This is a genomic window from Streptomyces sp. NBC_00078, from assembly GCF_026343335.1.
In the GTDB taxonomy this organism is placed as follows: domain Bacteria; phylum Actinomycetota; class Actinomycetes; order Streptomycetales; family Streptomycetaceae; genus Streptomyces.
Map to the genome: position 1 here is coordinate 7,449,967 of NZ_JAPELX010000001.1, position 15,378 is coordinate 7,465,344.

A 15,378-nucleotide genomic window follows, 5' to 3' on the forward strand; every position below is an offset into this window, starting at 1 on the left:
CCCGCTGGTGGGACGTGGTGTGGGTGAAGTGGAGTGGTGCGGGCGCGGATGCGGGCGCTGTCAGCGCACCCAGCCGGTGAAGCTCTGTGCGACGGTGTGGGTCTTCTCTGCCGTACGCGGCCGCGTGCCACCGTCGACCGCTGCCGACAGGGCCCGCACCAGCCAAGCGTTGACCGACAGGCCCTCATGGTTCGCCGCCTCCTCGGCGCGCGCCTTGAGGTGGGCCGGCAGCCGCAGATTGATGCGGGCGGTGCCGCCCTCGTCGCCGTCGGCGGGCACCTGTGCCCTGAGCGGTTCGATAGGGGCGGCAGGCTCCGTGGGGCCGCCGTAGGTGGGCGGCGGTGTCACCACGAAGTCGGGGTCGAGCCCGCGAAGCCGTACGTCGACCGAGCCGGGGGCGAGTTCGCGGGTGATCTCGTCCATCGCGGCGGAGAGCACGTTGAGCATGGTCAGCCGGGTCGCCGACTCCAGGGGCGCGGTGAGCCGCTCGGCCAGCTCGCGGGCATCGTCCCCGCCGGCTTCGGCGGCCACCGCGAGTTCGCGGCGGAGGGTGTCGACATACGGGGTGAGGTCCATGACGCCATAGTGGCACCATCGTGGCGCCAAGGCAAGTCCGAGTGGTGCGCTGTGCGCAGTGGACTTAGGGGTGGCTGCCCTGAACTGCAGGAATGGGCTGCGATCGGCCTGGGTCATTGGTGGCGCTATGCAGGTATGGCTGCTTTAGGGTCATGGAATGGCACCGGGTGGCACCGGGTGGCGCTGGATGGTGCCGAGTGGCGCCAAGCGGCGCCACTCCGGGCGGGACGCGATCAGGAGCCTTGCGGGGCGACCGGCCTACAGCCAGTCCCTCCGTTTGAAGATGACGTACAGACTGGTGCACACGATGGCCATCAGGGCGATCGCGAAGGGGTACCCGAGTGCCCAGTGCAACTCCGGCATGCGGTCGAAGTTCATCCCGTAGATCGTCCCGACCAGCGTCGGGGCGAACAGGATGGCCGCCCACGACGAGATGCGCTTGACCTCCTCGTTCTGCTCGAACCCCGCCTCCGCCAGCGCGCGCATCTCGGCGTTCTGCTGCTGGGTGACGAGGGTCGCGTTCACCGTGAGGATGTCGGCGAGGGCCTGGCGGAAGCCGTCGACGCGTTCGCTGGTGTGGGTGACGTGGTCGGCGACGTCCCGCAGGTAGCGCTGGAGTTCGTCGTCGGTGCCGTACTTGGAGAAGCCGGCGATCAGGCCGTGCAGCATGCCGACCAGCGGGCGGGTGGCGCGCTGGAACTCGACCATCTCGCGGGAGAGTTCGTAGATGCGGCGGGAGACCTCCGGCTCGCCTCGGAACACTTCGGTCTCGATCTCGTCGATGTCGTTCTGGACACCGGAGACGACCGGCGCGTAACCGTCGACGACCGCGTCGAGAATGGCGTAGAGGACCGCCTCCGGGCCCAGCTTCAGCAGCTCGGGCGTCTCCTCCATGCGGTGGCGGACCGCCGAGAGGTCGGGGGCGGCGCCGTGGCGGACCGTGATGACGAAGTCCGGCCCCACGAACACGTGCAGCTCGCCGAAGTCGACCTCCTCCGGGGCGTCCAGGTAGCGGGCCGCTCGCAGGACGACGAACAGCGTGTCGCCGTAGCGCTCCAGTTTCGGACGCTGGTGGGCCTCCATCGCGTCCTCGACCGCCAGCGGGTGCAGGTCGAACTCGGCCGCCAGGGAAAGGAGTTCGGACTCGGTGGGGCGGGCCAGGCCGATCCATGCCATGCCGGACGGCTGGTCGCGCAGTTCACGGAAGGTCTCGGCGAGGGTGTCCGGGGCGGAGACGCGGACGCCGTCCCGGTACAGCGCCGCCTGGACGACACTGGCGACGTCCGGCGGCTCCGCGGGCACCGGGCCGGCGGACGGCGGGGTTTCGGGCGCCGGCGGCTGCGGTGGGGTCAGCGCACGGCGCCAGGCGGATTTCCGCCCGTTCCTGGAGTCCGGACGGGCGCGTCGCTCGGACATGCGGCTGCCTCCCGGGGTCGAACCTGTGATCGGCGTGATCGTGTGATCACGGGCAGGATATACGGGGCAAACAATGCCTGGGCGGCCCGCGCGTCCGGGAATCGGTGAGAGTTGCGGACAGTCCTTGTCCGCATGCCCGGATAGCGTGCGGGACATGACGAAGACGACAGCGACGGCTCCCGTGCTCGGCACCCGCGCCCTCAACCGGGCGACCCTCGACCGGCAGCTCCTGCTGCGCCGCTCGCCGCTGTCCGCCGAGGCCGCCGTAGGGCATCTGCTCGGTCTCCAGGCGCAGAACGTCAAGCCGCCGTACTACGCGCTCGCCGCCCGCCTCGACGGCTTCGCGCCCGAGGAGCTGTCCGGGCTGATGGCGGACCGCGAAGTCGTCCGGATCGTCACCATGCGCTCGACCATCCACACCCACACCGCCGACGACTGCCTCACCCTGCGCCCGCTCGTCCAGGCGGCCCGCGACCGTGAACTGACCAACTTCCGCGCGGGACTTGCCGGTGTGGACCTCGACCGGCTCGCCGCGCTGGCACGGGAACTGGTCGAGGCCGAGCCGCGCACCATGAAGCAGCTGCGCGAGGCCCTCCTCGTCGAGTGGCCCGATGCCGACCCTCAGTCCCTCGGTATCGCCGCGCGTTGCAAGCTCCCGCTCGTCCAGATCACCCCGCGCGGGCTGTGGGGACAGAGCGGCCAGGTCGCCCTCACGACCGCCGAGCACTGGCTGGGCCGTCCCGCCGAACCCACGCCCGCTCCCGATGCGACCGTCCTGCGTTACCTCGCCGCCTTCGGTCCCGCCTCCGTCAAGGACATGCAGACCTGGGCCGGCCTGACGCGTCTGCGTGACGCCTTCGAGCGGCTCCGCCCGCAGTTGGTCACGTTCCGGGACGAGGGCGGCGTCGAACTCTTCGACCTGCCGGACGCGCCACGTCCCGACGCGGACACCCCGGCTCCGCCCCGCTTCCTCCCCGAGTTCGACAACCTGCTCCTCTCCCACTCCGACCGCACCCGGGTGGTACCGCCCGAGTACCGGGGCCGCAGTTGGGTGGGCAACATGGTCCACTGCACGCTCCTGGTCGACGGCTTCCTCGCGGGGGTGTGGAGGCTGGAGGAGAGCGTGCTCGTCGTCGAGCCCTTCGGCAGGCTCACCAAGGCCCAGCGGACGGACGTCGTGGAAGAGGGGCAGCGGATGCTCACCGTCATGCACCCGCAGACGTCGTACGACATCCGCTTCGGCACCGTGATCGCCTAGCCCCTTCGGGACCGTGGTCCCGTGGCGCTCGGTCCGCCCGGCCGGTCACCGCCACCGTCAGGCCCAGCCCGATCATCGCTAAGCCGCCCGCGCCGACGAGCATCGACGGCCGGCGCTCGGAGCGCGCGAACCGGGTGCGGGCGGCCGAGGCGGTCAGGCGCCACAGGGTGTCGTTCGCTCCTTTCCGCGCGCCCGCCTCCTCCTGCCGACGGGCCTCGTCCTGCCGACGGGCCTCGCCGTGCTTCCGCGACCTCGCATCCGCACCTGGACACCCTGCTGCCGGCCTGCGGCGATCACGAGAGCCGATCGTTGCGGTCGCGGTCTGCCTGTTGGCCGGGACGGTCCGGCGCGAGGGACTCGAACCACCGAAAGGGGGTCGAAGTGGCAACGTACTCAAGGGAGTTCGGTCATACCGACCGTGCAGGTGCGGATCCACGAGGTGCCGACGGACAGCGGGGAGGCGGCCGGGAAGCTCACGGCCGACAAGCAGCGCGCATGGAAAGGGGGCGCTGCGGGCTGCTCGTGGTAGCCCGCAACGCCCCCTTGTCTCTCACCTGAGGGGTACTCAGGAGGTCTTCCGGGTCACGAGGTGATCTGCGCGGTCACCAGGTTCGAGAAGGTGGACAGCCGGGTGTACACACCCGGGTACCCCGCCTCCGCGCAGCCCTCGCCCCATGAAGTGATCCCTGCCAGGACGCCCCCGATGAGCAGGGGACCGCCGCTGTCGCCCTGGCAGGTGTCTGTGCCGCCGGATGAGTATCCGGCGCAAACCATGTCGGTCTGGATGAAGTCCGAACCGTAGGAGCTCTTGCAGCTGGAGTCGGCCACGATCGGTACGGTCGCGGTCCGCAGCTGGTTGGAGGAGCTGCCGTTCTCCGAGGTGGTGCCCCATCCGAGGACGCGGGCGGTGGTGCCGGCCGCGTACACCGAGGTGTCCGCGGACGAGACGTACGACGCCTTCGCGTACGGCATCGACGTCGACAGCGTCAGGACGGCCACGTCGTCGCCGTTGGTGGCATCCGTGTAGTCCGGGTTGACCCAGATCTTGCTGACCTTGCTGACGGTGCCGTTCGTGCCGTTCAGGTAGGTGCGGCCGCCGACGACCCGGACGCTGCTGGTGCTCTCGCCGGCCATACAGTGCGCGGCCGTGACCACCTTGGTGGCCGAGACGAGGGTGCCGCCGCAGAACTGGTTCTGCGAGGGGTCCGTGATCTGCATGACGAAGGGGTAGGCCGTCGTGGTGGTGGTCGTGCCGCCCACGATGGGCTGGGGCGCGGCAGCCGCGGAAGGCGCGCCGAGCAGTGCGGTGGCGGCCGCGGCGGCGGCCGACGTCACTACTGCGGCGGTCTTTCTGGCACGGGTTAGCCCGAACATGAGTCTCCTCAGTGGGGGTTGCCGGTGGGAGGTCGCGCGGGTGTGGGGGTGTGCACGGGGGTCGCGGGACCGACCCCCGTATGCCCGGGCGAGCGGCACGCCCCTCACGCTAGGACCCGGAACCCCCGGCTCCCAATGAGGGAACCCCCTAGGGGGTTGGGTGAGGGAAAACCCTCGGTCGGGTTCAGTTAACCTGGCGCGCCGTCACTTCGCGCGCCGCTGCGCCGCCAAACGGACGATATCCACGCGCGAGCGGATCCCCAGCTTGCGGTAGACCCGGGTCAGGGTCGCCTCGACCGTCTTCACGCTGATGAACAGACGCGCGGCGATCTCCCGGTTGGTCGCGCCCTCCATGACGAGTGCGGCGACCTGACGTTCCATCGCGGCGAGCCCTTCCAGGCCCTCTGACGCGGCAGGGGGGGTGATCGGTTCCACCCGCCTCGCCACGGCGGCCGCCTCCACTTGATGCACCCAGGGCAGCGCCCGGCAGCGCCTGAACAGCCGGGCCGCCTCGTCGTACGACGCCGGCCCCGGACGGCCGGTACGCAGCGACGCGAGCGCGAACGCGGCGCGTGCCTCCTCCAGTGCGTACCCCAGCTTGGCCAGCCGGTCCTGCACCGACGTCAGCTGGGCGAGGGCGGCTTCGTGCTCCCCGCGCGCGTCCCGCATCAGTGCCTCGGCCCGGTCCAGGACCGCCAGCACGCTCTCGCGGCCCAGGCGCAGCGCCTGTTCGCGGGCCACGTCGAGGAGTTGCCGTGCCTCGTCCAGCGCACCGATCCGGACGAGTGCCTCGGCGAGGTCGCCGTGCCAGCGGCCGCGTGCCGGGTCGGTGATGCCGAGCCCGTGCTCAAGCTCCCGCACCCGGCGCAGCGAGTGGACCGCCCCCTCGGCGTCCCCGGCGACCAGCTGGGCGTGCCCGAGTGCGGTCAGCCCGCGGGAGGTGTACATCTGGTCGCCTGCCTGCTCGGCGAGTTCCACCGCCTCCCGACCCAGCGTCAGGGCCCGTTCCACGTCCCCGCCGGAGGCCTCCGCGATGGAGGCGAGCACGGCGGAGGGCATCTCGCCGATCCCGGAGTCGCGGGCCAGCCGCATGCTCTCGCGGGCCAGGTCGAGGGCGCGGCCGCAGTGCCCGGAGCGCAGTTCGGTCTCGGCGAGCAGACGCACGAAGTGCACCTCGCTCTCGACCATGCCGCGCCTGCGCACCTCGCGCAGCAGCGCGTTGACGGTGCTGCGGGCCTCGGGCAGCTGGTCGCTCATGATCAGCCAGCGGTAGCGGGTCGCGCCCGGGCCGTTGTGGTGGCACGCCACCTGCGGGTCCTGAGGCTCCTTCAGGGCACGCTTGATGGTCGCGGGGGCGTCAGGGTGGCCCATCAGGGTCTCGGTCTGCCCCTGGAACGCCAGCGCGAGGAGTTCGGTGCGGCGGTCACCGCCCCGGGCGGCCAGCTCCGCCGCGTGCGCGGCCTCCTGCCGGCCCTCCGAGAAGTCGCCGTCCACGACGAGGCTGCGCCAGGCCAGCTGGTAGTGGACCAGGGCGAGCAGCCGCGGGTCGTCGCCGGCGTCGGCCAGCGCCTGCGGGTAGACGGTGTCGACGTCGCCGAGGGCCTGCCCGGCCGCCTCGATCACCACCATCCAGGCCCGCACCCGGTCGGCGGGCGTGGTGGCCCGGGTCAGTACCTCGCGGGCGATGTCCCGGGCGAGGTCCACCTCGCCGGCGGTGATCGCGTCCTCGGCCGCCTGCAGCCGGCGCTCGTCCGGGCCCGGTTCGCCGTCGGCGGGGGTGTGCCGGGCGGCGAGCAGCCCGAGCGACGCGGCCACCGAGGGCGCCCCGCGGTCCCGGGCCAGGGCGGCGGCCTCGGCGAGGCGGGCCGCGGCCTCCGGGTCGGTGCCGGTGGTGGCGAGGGCGAGATGGCGAGCGCGTTCGATCGGGTCGGAGGCCGCCGTGGACAGCGCGGCGTGCGCGGCCCGACGCTCCTGCGCGGGCGCCTCCGCGTACAGCGCGGCCGAGATCAGCGGATGGGCGAACCGTACGGCGGGACCTTCCGGCTCGGTGGCCAGCAGTCCGAGTTCGGCCGCCTGGGCGGTCTCGGCCTCGGCGTTGTCCCGGCCGGCCGCGCGCAGCAGGGCCAGCGTGGGGCGGGCGCCCGCGCTGGCCACCAGGAGGGTGCGGCGGGCCTCGCCGGAGAGCATTCCGAGGCGGTTCAGGACCAGGGCGCGCAGCGAGGTGGGTACCGGCAGTGGCTCGCCCGGCCTCGGCGGGGTCGGGTTCTCGGCCAGAGCGCGGCCCAGTTCGAGCGCGAAGAGCGGATTGCCGCCGCTGGTGCGGTGGATCTCACGGACCGTGGAACGCGGCAGACCGGTGTATCCGCGGTGGTCGAGCAGCGTGGACACCTGGGCGCGGGAGAGCGCGCCGAGCCGTACGGCGAGAGTGTCGGGCGGCGACGCGCCCAGGTGACGGTCGTACTCCTGACCTTCCGTGCGTACCGCGCACAGCAGTTGCACCCGGGTGTCGCCGAGGCGGCGGGCGGCGAAGCCGAGGAGTTCCGCGCTCGCCGGGTCCAGCCACTGCAGGTCGTCCGCCACGACGAGGACGGGCGCCTCGGCGGCGAGGGCGCGCAGCGCCGACAGGACGGCGAGCCGCAGGGCGAGGCCGTCGCGCTGGAGCGTGGACTCGCCGCGGCCGGTGAGTGCCGACTCCAGAGCCGTGCGCTGGGCGGCGGGCAGCTTGTCGGACACCTCGTCCACGACCAGGCCCAGCAGGTCGGCGAGGGCCAGGAACGGAAGATGGGATTCTGACTCGGTCGCCGAGCAGCGCAACACCGTGTGCGCAGCTGTCCCGTATTCGGATGCCAATGCCCGCAGAGCGGTCGACTTTCCTATTCCGGCGGGGCCGTGGAGCAGCACACTGCCGCCGCGGGCGAGTTGCTCACGCGCCGCGCTGAGCAGCTCCGCCCGGCCGATGACCAGGTCGGGGCGGCATCTGGCAGGCTCCTTGAAGTCCCGTCGCACGGTCACCGCTCCCCTCCGAGTGTCGTGTCCGGGCCAAATTCTAGGCAACCTCTCTTTGAATTTCGGGCGGACCACGTCGTGAGGGATATAACAACGGTACGGCGCGGAGAAATTCAAGCCGCCGGCGAATGAATACAACGCCGACAGTGCCGGCCCCTGCCCCCGAGCGGACCCTCTCGGTGCTACGGCAGCAGCCCCGCCCGGCGAGCCGCGACCACCGCCTCCCCGCGCGTGTGGGCCCCGAGCTTCCGCATCGCCGACCGCAGATAGCCCTTGACCGTCTCGGCCCGGACCCCGAGCCGCTGAGCGGCTACCGCGTTCGTCGCTCCCGCGGCCACACACGCCAGCACATCCAGCTCACGGGGGGCCAGGCCGACACCGTCGGCCTGCGCCTTCGGGGTCAGCAGCCCGCACACGCCGAGCAGCTGCGCCCGCAGCGCCGGGTCGGCGATCCGCGGGGCCAGCGCCCGCAGCGCCGCATGCGCCTCCCGTACCTGCTCCCAGTCGGCGCCCGTCGAGGGACTCCCGCCGGACTCGGCACGCACGGCCGCCGCCAGGCTCCGCGCCTCGTCCCCGACGGCCAGCGCCTGCTCCACGTCCCGCGCCGCCTCCATCGCCGCGTCCAGCGTGCGGTCGCCGAGCGGCTGGGCGGTGCGCAGCGCGCCGTACAGCACACCCCGCACCCGGCGTCGTACGACCACCGGAACCGCCAGTATCGAACGCAGCCCCTCCAGGGCGACCGGGATGTCGTACTCGTGGCTGATCTGCCGGGACGAGGAGTAGTCCGTCACGGCGCACGGCCGGGCGCGCGCGACCGCCCGGCCGCCCAGACCGTTGCCGGACGTCACCGGGAGGCCGCTCAGCGCGGAGGTCGCGTTGCCGCTCAGCTCGCTGATGCGCACATGCTGCCGTCCCGGCTCCACCAGCCCGCCGAAGGCGACCGGCAGCCCGGTCGTGCGCCGCAGCCGTACCAGCGCGCCTCGTATCTCGACCGCCCCGGCCGCGTCTGCTGTCACCTGCTTGCCCTTTCCTGCGGCGCACACCCCCGTTCGGGGGTAGTGAGACCTGCATCACGGATTACACGATGGCAGAGAGCCGCCCGGCAATGGTCCGGTGATGAGGAGGACACAGATGACGACGGCGACGGAGGCCTTCCGGAGCGCGCGGGACTTCCTGCTGGAGCACCGCGAGGACTACGCGAGGGCGTACGAGGGCTTCAGCTGGCCCCGGCCCGAGCACTTCAACTGGGCGCTCGACTGGTTCGACGTCATCGCCGACGGCAACGACCGGACCGCCCTGCGCATCGTCGAGGAGGACGGGAGCGAGGTCCGCGTCTCCTTCGCCGAGATGTCCGAGCGTTCGGACCGGGTGGCCACCTGGCTGCGCGACCGCGGCGTCGCCGCCGAGGACCGGATCCTCGTCATGCTCGGCAACCAGGCCGAGCTGTGGGAGACGGCGCTCGCGGCGATGAAGCTGCGCGCCGTCGTCATCCCGGCGACCCCGCTGCTCGGCCCCGCCGACCTGCGCGACCGCGTCGAGCGGGGCCGGGTCAGGCATGTGATCGTGCGCGCCGAGGACACCGCCAAGTTCGACGACGTCCCCGGCGCCTTCACCCGCATCGCCGTCGGCGGACTGCCCGAGGAGGGCTGGGAGCCGTACGAGGACGCGTACGTCGCACCGGCCGAGTTCGTCCCGGACGGTCCCACCCTCGCCGACGACCCGCTGATGCTGTACTTCACCTCGGGCACCACCGCCCGCCCCAAGCTGGTCGAGCACACCCACACCTCGTACCCGATCGGCCATCTGTCGACCCTGTACTGGATCGGCCTGAAGCCAGGCGACGTGCACCTGAACATCTCCTCGCCCGGCTGGGCCAAGCACGCCTGGTCGAACCTGTTCGCGCCGTGGAACGCCGAGGCGACCGTCTTCATCCACAACTACACGCGCTTCGACGCGGGCCGCCTGATGGCGGAGATGGACCGCGCCGGCGTCACCACCTTCTGCGCCCCGCCGACCGTCTGGCGCATGCTCATCCAGGCCGACCTGACCGAGCTGCGCACCCCGCCGCGCGAGGTCGTGGCCGCCGGGGAGCCCCTGAACCCCGAGGTCATCGAGCAGGTCAGGCGCGCCTGGGGCGTCACCATCCGCGACGGGTTCGGGCAGACGGAGACGGCCGTGCAGGTCGCCAACAGCCCGGGGCAGCGGCTCAAGACCGGCTCGATGGGGCGGCCGAGCCCCGGGTACCGGGTCGAGCTGCTGGACCCGGTGACGGGCGCGCCGGGCGCCGTCGAGGGCGAGATCGCCCTCGACCTGTCCGCGCGGCCCGTCGGCCTGATGACCGGCTACCACGGCGACCCGGACCGTACGGCGGAGGCGATGGCCGGCGGCTACTACCGCACCGGTGACATCGGTTCGCGGGACGCCGACGGCTACATCACCTACGTCGGCCGCTCCGACGACGTGTTCAAGGCCTCCGACTACAAGATCAGTCCCTTCGAGCTGGAGAGCGCGCTGCTGGAGCACGAGGCGGTCGCCGAGGCCGCCGTGGTGCCCGCCCCGGACGAGCTGCGCCTGGCCGTGCCCAAGGCGTACGTCGTCCTCGCCGAGGGCTGGCAGCCGGGCCCCGACACCGCGAAGGTGCTGTTCGAGCACTCCCGAGAGCTCCTCGCCCCGTACAAGCGCATCCGCCGCCTGGAGTTCGCGCCGCTGCCCAAGACCGTCTCGGGCAAGATCCGCCGGATCGAGCTGCGCCAGGCCACGGCCGCGGGCTCGGCGGACGAGTACCGCGAGGAGGACTTCCGGTGACCTCGGAACTGTCGTACACGCACGGGACGGGCACCACCGCCCTCCTCGGCGACACGATCGGCGCCAACCTCGACCGGGCCGTCGCCGCCTGGCCGGACCGTGAGGCGCTCGTCGACGTACCGTCCGGGCGGCGCTGGACGTACACCCAATTCGCCGCGGACGTCGAGGCGTTGGCGCGGGCGCTGGTCGCGAGCGGGGTCGCGAAGGGGGACCGGGTCGGGATCTGGGCGATCAACTGCCCCGAGTGGGTCCTGGTCCAGTACGCCACCGCCCGGATCGGCGCGATCATGGTGAACATCAACCCGGCGTACCGCACCCACGAGGTCGAGTACGTCCTCAGGCAGGCGGGGATCTCCCTGCTGTTCGCCTCGGTCCGCCACAAGACGAGCGACTACCGGGCGATGGTCGAGCAGGTGCGGGGCAGGTGCCCGCAGTTGCGTCAGACGGTCCACATCGACGACCCGAGCTGGGAGGCGCTGCTCGGGCGCGCGGCCACTGACGTCCCGTACGAGGACCTCTCCTGCGACGACCCCATCAACATCCAGTACACGTCCGGCACGACGGGCTTCCCCAAGGGGGCCACCCTCTCCCACCACAACATCCTCAACAACGGTTATTTCGTGGGGGAGTTGGTCGGCTACACCGAGCAGGACCGGATCTGCATCCCCGTGCCCTTCTATCACTGCTTCGGCATGGTGATGGGCAACCTGGCGGCCACCTCGCACGGGGCCTGCATGGTCATCCCGGGCCCGTCCTTCGACCCGAAGGCCACCCTGGAGGCCGTCCAGCGGGAGCGCTGCACCTCCCTGTACGGCGTCCCGACGATGTTCATCGCGGAGCTGAACCTCGCCGGCTTCGCGAGCTACGACCTCACCTCCCTGCGCACCGGCATCATGGCGGGCTCGCCCTGCCCGGTCGAGGTGATGAAACGGGTGGTTGCGGAGATGCACATGGAGGAGGTCTCCATCTGCTACGGCATGACCGAGACGTCCCCGGTCTCGCTCCAGACCCGCAGGGACGACGACCTGGAGCACCGCACCGGCACGGTAGGGCGGGTCCTGCCGCACATCGAGGTGAAGATCGTCGACCCGGCGACCGGCGTGACCCAACCGCGCGGCAGCGCGGGCGAGTTGTGCACCCGCGGCTACAGCGTGATGCTCGGCTACTGGAACGAGCCCGAGAAGACGGCCGAGTCCGTCGACCCCGGCCGCTGGATGCACACCGGGGACCTGGCGATGATGCGTGAGGACGGGTACGTCGAGATCGTCGGCCGCATCAAGGACATGATCATCCGAGGCGGCGAGAACATCTACCCGCGCGAGATCGAGGAGTTCCTCTACGGCCACCCGAAGATCCAGGACGTCCAGGTCGTCGGCGTACCGCAGGAGAAGTACGGCGAGGAGGTCCTGGCCTGCGTCATCCCGCGGGACCCGGCCGACCCGCCGACCCTGGAGGACGTGCGCGCCTTCTGCGAGGGGCGGCTGGCCCACTACAAGGTGCCGAGCAGGCTGCAGATCCTGGAGGCATTCCCGATGACGGTGTCCGGGAAGGTGCGGAAGGTGGAGCTGAGGGAGACGTACGGGGTCTGAGGGCGGCCCCGAGCAGTGACACGGGTGCCTGAGACCTTGCCTCAGGCACCCGCGGCGTCCAGTGCGTCGGCGGGCTCGTTCACCGGCTGTGGTGTCCCCGTGAGATCGAGGACGAAGAGGGGGACGCCGAGGGTGTCGGCGCGGGCGCGGGCGTCGTCGGCGTAGCCCGCGAGGGAGAAGTAGACGCAGCCCGACGACTCCGTCATGGCTGTCAGCCACAGGCATTCCACGTCCCGCAGCGAGGCCGGGCGCGCCGTCGGGTCGACCTGGGCCAGCAGACCGCGGGCGGCGATGCCGATGCCGGACGTGGGCCGCTGGTCGGCGCGGCGGATGTCCCGGTAGCCGAGCCAGCGCAGATACACGGCGGCGGCCGTCACCGCGTCCCGGGCGGTGCGGATGGTGACCGGCTGGAAGGGGCGGCGCAGCTTCGCCGGGCGGGCGGCGGCCCTGGTGCCGGCGTCGGCCGCGCCCGCCGACTCGCCGCCCGTGTCCGGCGCGGGGGTCTGACCGGCCACCCCGATCCGCAGCACCGTCCCGCACGGGCAGCCCAGCTCGGGTCGCGGCCACTGGCCCCGGCGGCCGCAGGAGCCGCACCGCAGCGTGACCCAGTCCTCCGCCCAGGCGCGGTGGGTGACGGGCGTCGCGCTTCCGTGCCGGTCGAGCGGCGGGGCGACGGGTGCCCCGCACTCGCACGGATACGACGGCGCCACATAGAGGTGCTCGCGCCGGCAGGCCGGGCAGCGCACCGAGACGCTCTCGGACATGGCCCTCATCGTCCCCCAGCGGACCCCCGCTTGTCCGTCTCTTGACGGCCTTCACCCGCCGACCTACATTACTTCCAGATCGTAGAAATTAGTTTCCGCAATGTGGAATAGCGCAGGGCGGGAGAAGGATACGGAAGAGCTCACCGCGGGGCGCGACGGGAGTGCGAATCCGACAGCCGAAGCAGGAGAACTCGATGGCACGTATGACCGCTGCCCGCGCGGCAGTTGAGATCCTCAAGCGCGAGGGCGTCACCAACGCCTTCGGTGTGCCCGGCGCGGCGATCAACCCCTTCTACGCGGCGCTCAAGGCCTCCGGCGGCGTCCACCACACCCTCGCCCGTCATGTCGAGGGTGCCTCGCACATGGCCGAGGGGTACACGAGGACCCACCCGGGCAACATCGGTGTCTGCGTCGGCACCTCCGGACCGGCCGGCACCGACATGATCACCGGGCTGTACTCCGCCATCGGCGACTCCATCCCGATCCTGTGCATCACGGGCCAGGCCCCGACCGCCGTGATCCACAAAGAGGACTTCCAGGCCGTCGACATCGCCTCGATCGCCAAGCCGGTCACGAAGATGGCGCTCACGGTGCTGGAGGCCGCCCAGGTCCCCGGCGTCTTCCAGCAGGCCTTCCACCTCATGCGCTCCGGCCGCCCCGGCCCGGTCCTGATCGACCTGCCGATCGACGTCCAGCTCACCGAGATCGAGTTCGACCCGGAGACGTACGCGCCCCTCCCGGTCTACAAGCCGGCCGCGACCCGCGCCCAGATCGAGAAGGCGATCGGCCTCCTCAACCAGTCCGAGCGGCCGCTGATCGTCGCCGGAGGCGGTGTCATCAACGCCGACGCGGCCGAACTCCTCGTCGAGTTGGCCGAGTTGACCACAACCCCGGTCGTCCCGACCCTCATGGGCTGGGGCGTCCTGCCCGACGACCATGAGCTGAACGCCGGCATGGTCGGCCTGCAGACCTCGCACCGCTACGGCAACGCGACCTTCCTGGAGTCCGACTTCGTCCTCGGCATCGGCAACCGCTGGGCCAACCGTCACACCGGCAAGCTGGACGTCTACACGGCCGGCCGCACGTTCGTCCACGTCGACATCGAGCCCACCCAGATCGGCAGGATCTTCGCCCCCGACTACGGCATCGCGTCGGACGCCAAGGCGGCGCTGGAGCTGTTCGTCGAGGTGGCACGGGAGCTGAAGGCGGCGGGCCGGCTGCCCGACCGCTCCGCGTGGGCCGCCTCGGCACAGGAGAGGAAGGCAACTCTCCAGCGCCGTACGCACTTCGACGACATCCCGATCAAGCCGCAGCGCGTCTACGAGGAGATGAACAAGGTCTTCGGCCCCGAGACCCGGTACGTCTCCACCATCGGCCTCTCGCAGATCGCCGGCGCCCAGATGCTGCACGTCTTCAAGCCGCGCCACTGGATCAACTGCGGCCAGGCCGGCCCCCTCGGCTGGACCGTCCCGGCCGCCCTGGGCGTCGCCAAGGCCGACCCCGAGGCGCAGGTGGTCGCGCTCTCCGGCGACTACGACTTCCAGTTCATGATCGAGGAGCTGGCGGTCGGGGCGCAGCACAAGATCCCGTACGTCCACGTCCTGGTGAACAACGCCTACCTGGGCCTGATCCGCCAGGCGCAGATCGGCCTGGACATCAACTTCCAGGTCAATCTGGAGTTCGAGAACATCAACTCCCCGGAGCTGGGCGTCTACGGCGTGGACCACGTCAAGGTCGTCGAGGGTCTGGGCTGCAAGGCGATCCGGGTGACCGACCCGAACGAGCTGGGCGCGGCGCTGGAGCAGGCCAAGAAGCTCGCCGCCGAGTTCCAGGTGCCGGTCGTCGTCGAGGCGATCCTGGAGCGGGTCACCAACATCGCGATGTCGAAGACGAACGACATCGGAAACGTCGTCGAGTTCGAGGAGCTCGCGACCGAGCCGGGGCACGCCCCGACGTCGATCAGGACGCTGAAGGCCTGACCCGGCCGACAACTGAGGGGCGGTCCGGCCTGCCGGTCGGACCGCCCCTTTCGCATGCCGGCTCCCAGGAGCCGTCCCCCGTTTCCCCCGTGCGATCCCCCCGTTTCCCCCGTCATGGAGCCCGCCGCCCCCGTGTCGGCGGGCCCCATGTGACGTGAATATGCCCGCGGGTGGGCGCGGCCGAAGCCTCTTGAACCATGTTCAGAGCTGGATTTGAGGTTTGCGTAGACGTCCTACGTCTCCGGGTGTACCCACGCGTTCACGGCCCCTCGTGGTGTTCCGACAGTCCCGGCCAGTCGTCCGGCCCCCCGCCCTGCCACTCGATGAGGTCGCTGCCCTCCACGTCGGTGACGTAGAGGTCGGCCAGCCTCAGGATCTCGCCGACGTCGTCCGCATGGGTGGCGACACCCAGGGTCTCGTCACCTTCCGTCACCCGCCGGGAGCCGTCCAGGGCCGGCGAGTGCACCACGATGTGCGGATGCTCCGCTGGTGGATGTGTCATACCTTCAGCGTCCTGCGGGAGCGGCGCATGCGCACCCAGGGTGGTGTCAGACCCCCGCGGACACAAGGCGCCGTATGCCGCATTCGGGCTTCGTCGGCAGCACGATGAA

The 15,378-nt window shown here is 71.3% G+C and carries 11 protein-coding genes and 1 pseudogene; 4 read left to right on the plus strand and 8 right to left on the minus strand.

The genetic code is table 11. The annotated features are described in order from the left end of the window. Window positions 1–60 precede the first annotated feature (60 nt). Together OOK07_RS34675 and OOK07_RS34680 are read right to left on the minus strand one after the other, a co-directional pair. Window positions 61–576 (minus strand): toxin-antitoxin system HicB family antitoxin, encoded by a 516-nt coding sequence (locus OOK07_RS34675; RefSeq protein WP_266800413.1) that lies wholly within the window; start codon window positions 574–576, stop codon window positions 61–63. A gap of 258 nt (window positions 577–834) precedes the next feature. Next, window positions 835–1,992: a magnesium and cobalt transport protein CorA gene (locus OOK07_RS34680; RefSeq protein ID WP_266685770.1), complete on the minus strand. Its 1,158-nt coding sequence runs from the start codon at window positions 1,990–1,992 to the stop codon at window positions 835–837. 154 nt (window positions 1,993–2,146) lie between these two features. Between OOK07_RS34680 and OOK07_RS34685 the strand changes: the two genes are divergently transcribed. Continuing rightward, window positions 2,147–3,250: a winged helix DNA-binding domain-containing protein gene (locus OOK07_RS34685; protein WP_266800414.1), complete on the plus strand. Its 1,104-nt coding sequence runs from the start codon at window positions 2,147–2,149 to the stop codon at window positions 3,248–3,250. Window positions 3,251–3,281: 31 nt separating this feature from the next. Here the strand turns inward: OOK07_RS34685 and OOK07_RS34690 are convergent. The 4 genes and pseudogenes from OOK07_RS34690 to OOK07_RS34705 form a co-directional block, all read right to left on the minus strand. Continuing rightward, window positions 3,282–3,422, minus strand: a pseudogene (locus OOK07_RS34690) (LysE family translocator); the annotation flags it as partial. Window positions 3,423–3,832: 410 nt separating this feature from the next. Next, a complete protein-coding gene (locus OOK07_RS34695; protein ID WP_266685772.1) occupies window positions 3,833–4,624 on the minus strand; it encodes a S1 family peptidase in 792 nt (263 codons plus the stop codon). Window positions 4,625–4,828: 204 nt separating this feature from the next. Further along, on the minus strand, window positions 4,829–7,636 hold the full coding sequence (locus OOK07_RS34700) for a helix-turn-helix transcriptional regulator (protein WP_266800416.1): 2,808 nt from the start codon (window positions 7,634–7,636) through the stop codon (window positions 4,829–4,831). A gap of 176 nt (window positions 7,637–7,812) precedes the next feature. Beyond that, the gene (locus OOK07_RS34705) at window positions 7,813–8,646 is read right to left on the minus strand and encodes a helix-turn-helix transcriptional regulator (protein WP_266800418.1); all 834 of its coding nucleotides are present in this window, start codon (window positions 8,644–8,646) and stop codon (window positions 7,813–7,815) included. Window positions 8,647–8,761: 115 nt separating this feature from the next. On the opposite strand from OOK07_RS34705, the gene OOK07_RS34710 reads away from it, so the two are divergent. Together OOK07_RS34710 and OOK07_RS34715 are read left to right on the plus strand one after the other, a co-directional pair. Continuing rightward, on the plus strand, window positions 8,762–10,435 hold the full coding sequence (locus tag OOK07_RS34710) for an AMP-binding protein (protein WP_266800419.1): 1,674 nt from the start codon (window positions 8,762–8,764) through the stop codon (window positions 10,433–10,435). Next, window positions 10,432–12,024 (plus strand): AMP-binding protein, encoded by a 1,593-nt coding sequence (locus OOK07_RS34715; protein WP_266685777.1) that lies wholly within the window; start codon window positions 10,432–10,434, stop codon window positions 12,022–12,024. Before OOK07_RS34710 ends, OOK07_RS34715 begins: the two co-directional genes overlap by 4 nt. Before the next feature lie 41 nt (window positions 12,025–12,065). On the opposite strand, the gene OOK07_RS34720 is transcribed toward OOK07_RS34715, so the two are convergent. Beyond that, window positions 12,066–12,797, minus strand: coding sequence for a hypothetical protein (locus tag OOK07_RS34720; RefSeq protein ID WP_266685778.1), 732 nt, complete (start codon window positions 12,795–12,797; stop codon window positions 12,066–12,068). A gap of 185 nt (window positions 12,798–12,982) precedes the next feature. Here OOK07_RS34720 and gcl point away from each other — a divergent pair, with 185 nt between their 5' ends. After that, complete coding sequence (gene gcl / locus OOK07_RS34725) at window positions 12,983–14,767, plus strand: glyoxylate carboligase (protein ID WP_266685779.1); 1,785 nt, start codon at window positions 12,983–12,985, stop codon at window positions 14,765–14,767. Between the two features lie 259 nt (window positions 14,768–15,026). On the opposite strand, the gene OOK07_RS34730 is transcribed toward gcl, so the two are convergent. Continuing rightward, a complete protein-coding gene (locus tag OOK07_RS34730) occupies window positions 15,027–15,269 on the minus strand; it encodes a hypothetical protein (RefSeq protein WP_266685780.1) in 243 nt (80 codons plus the stop codon). Window positions 15,270–15,378 lie beyond the last annotated feature (109 nt).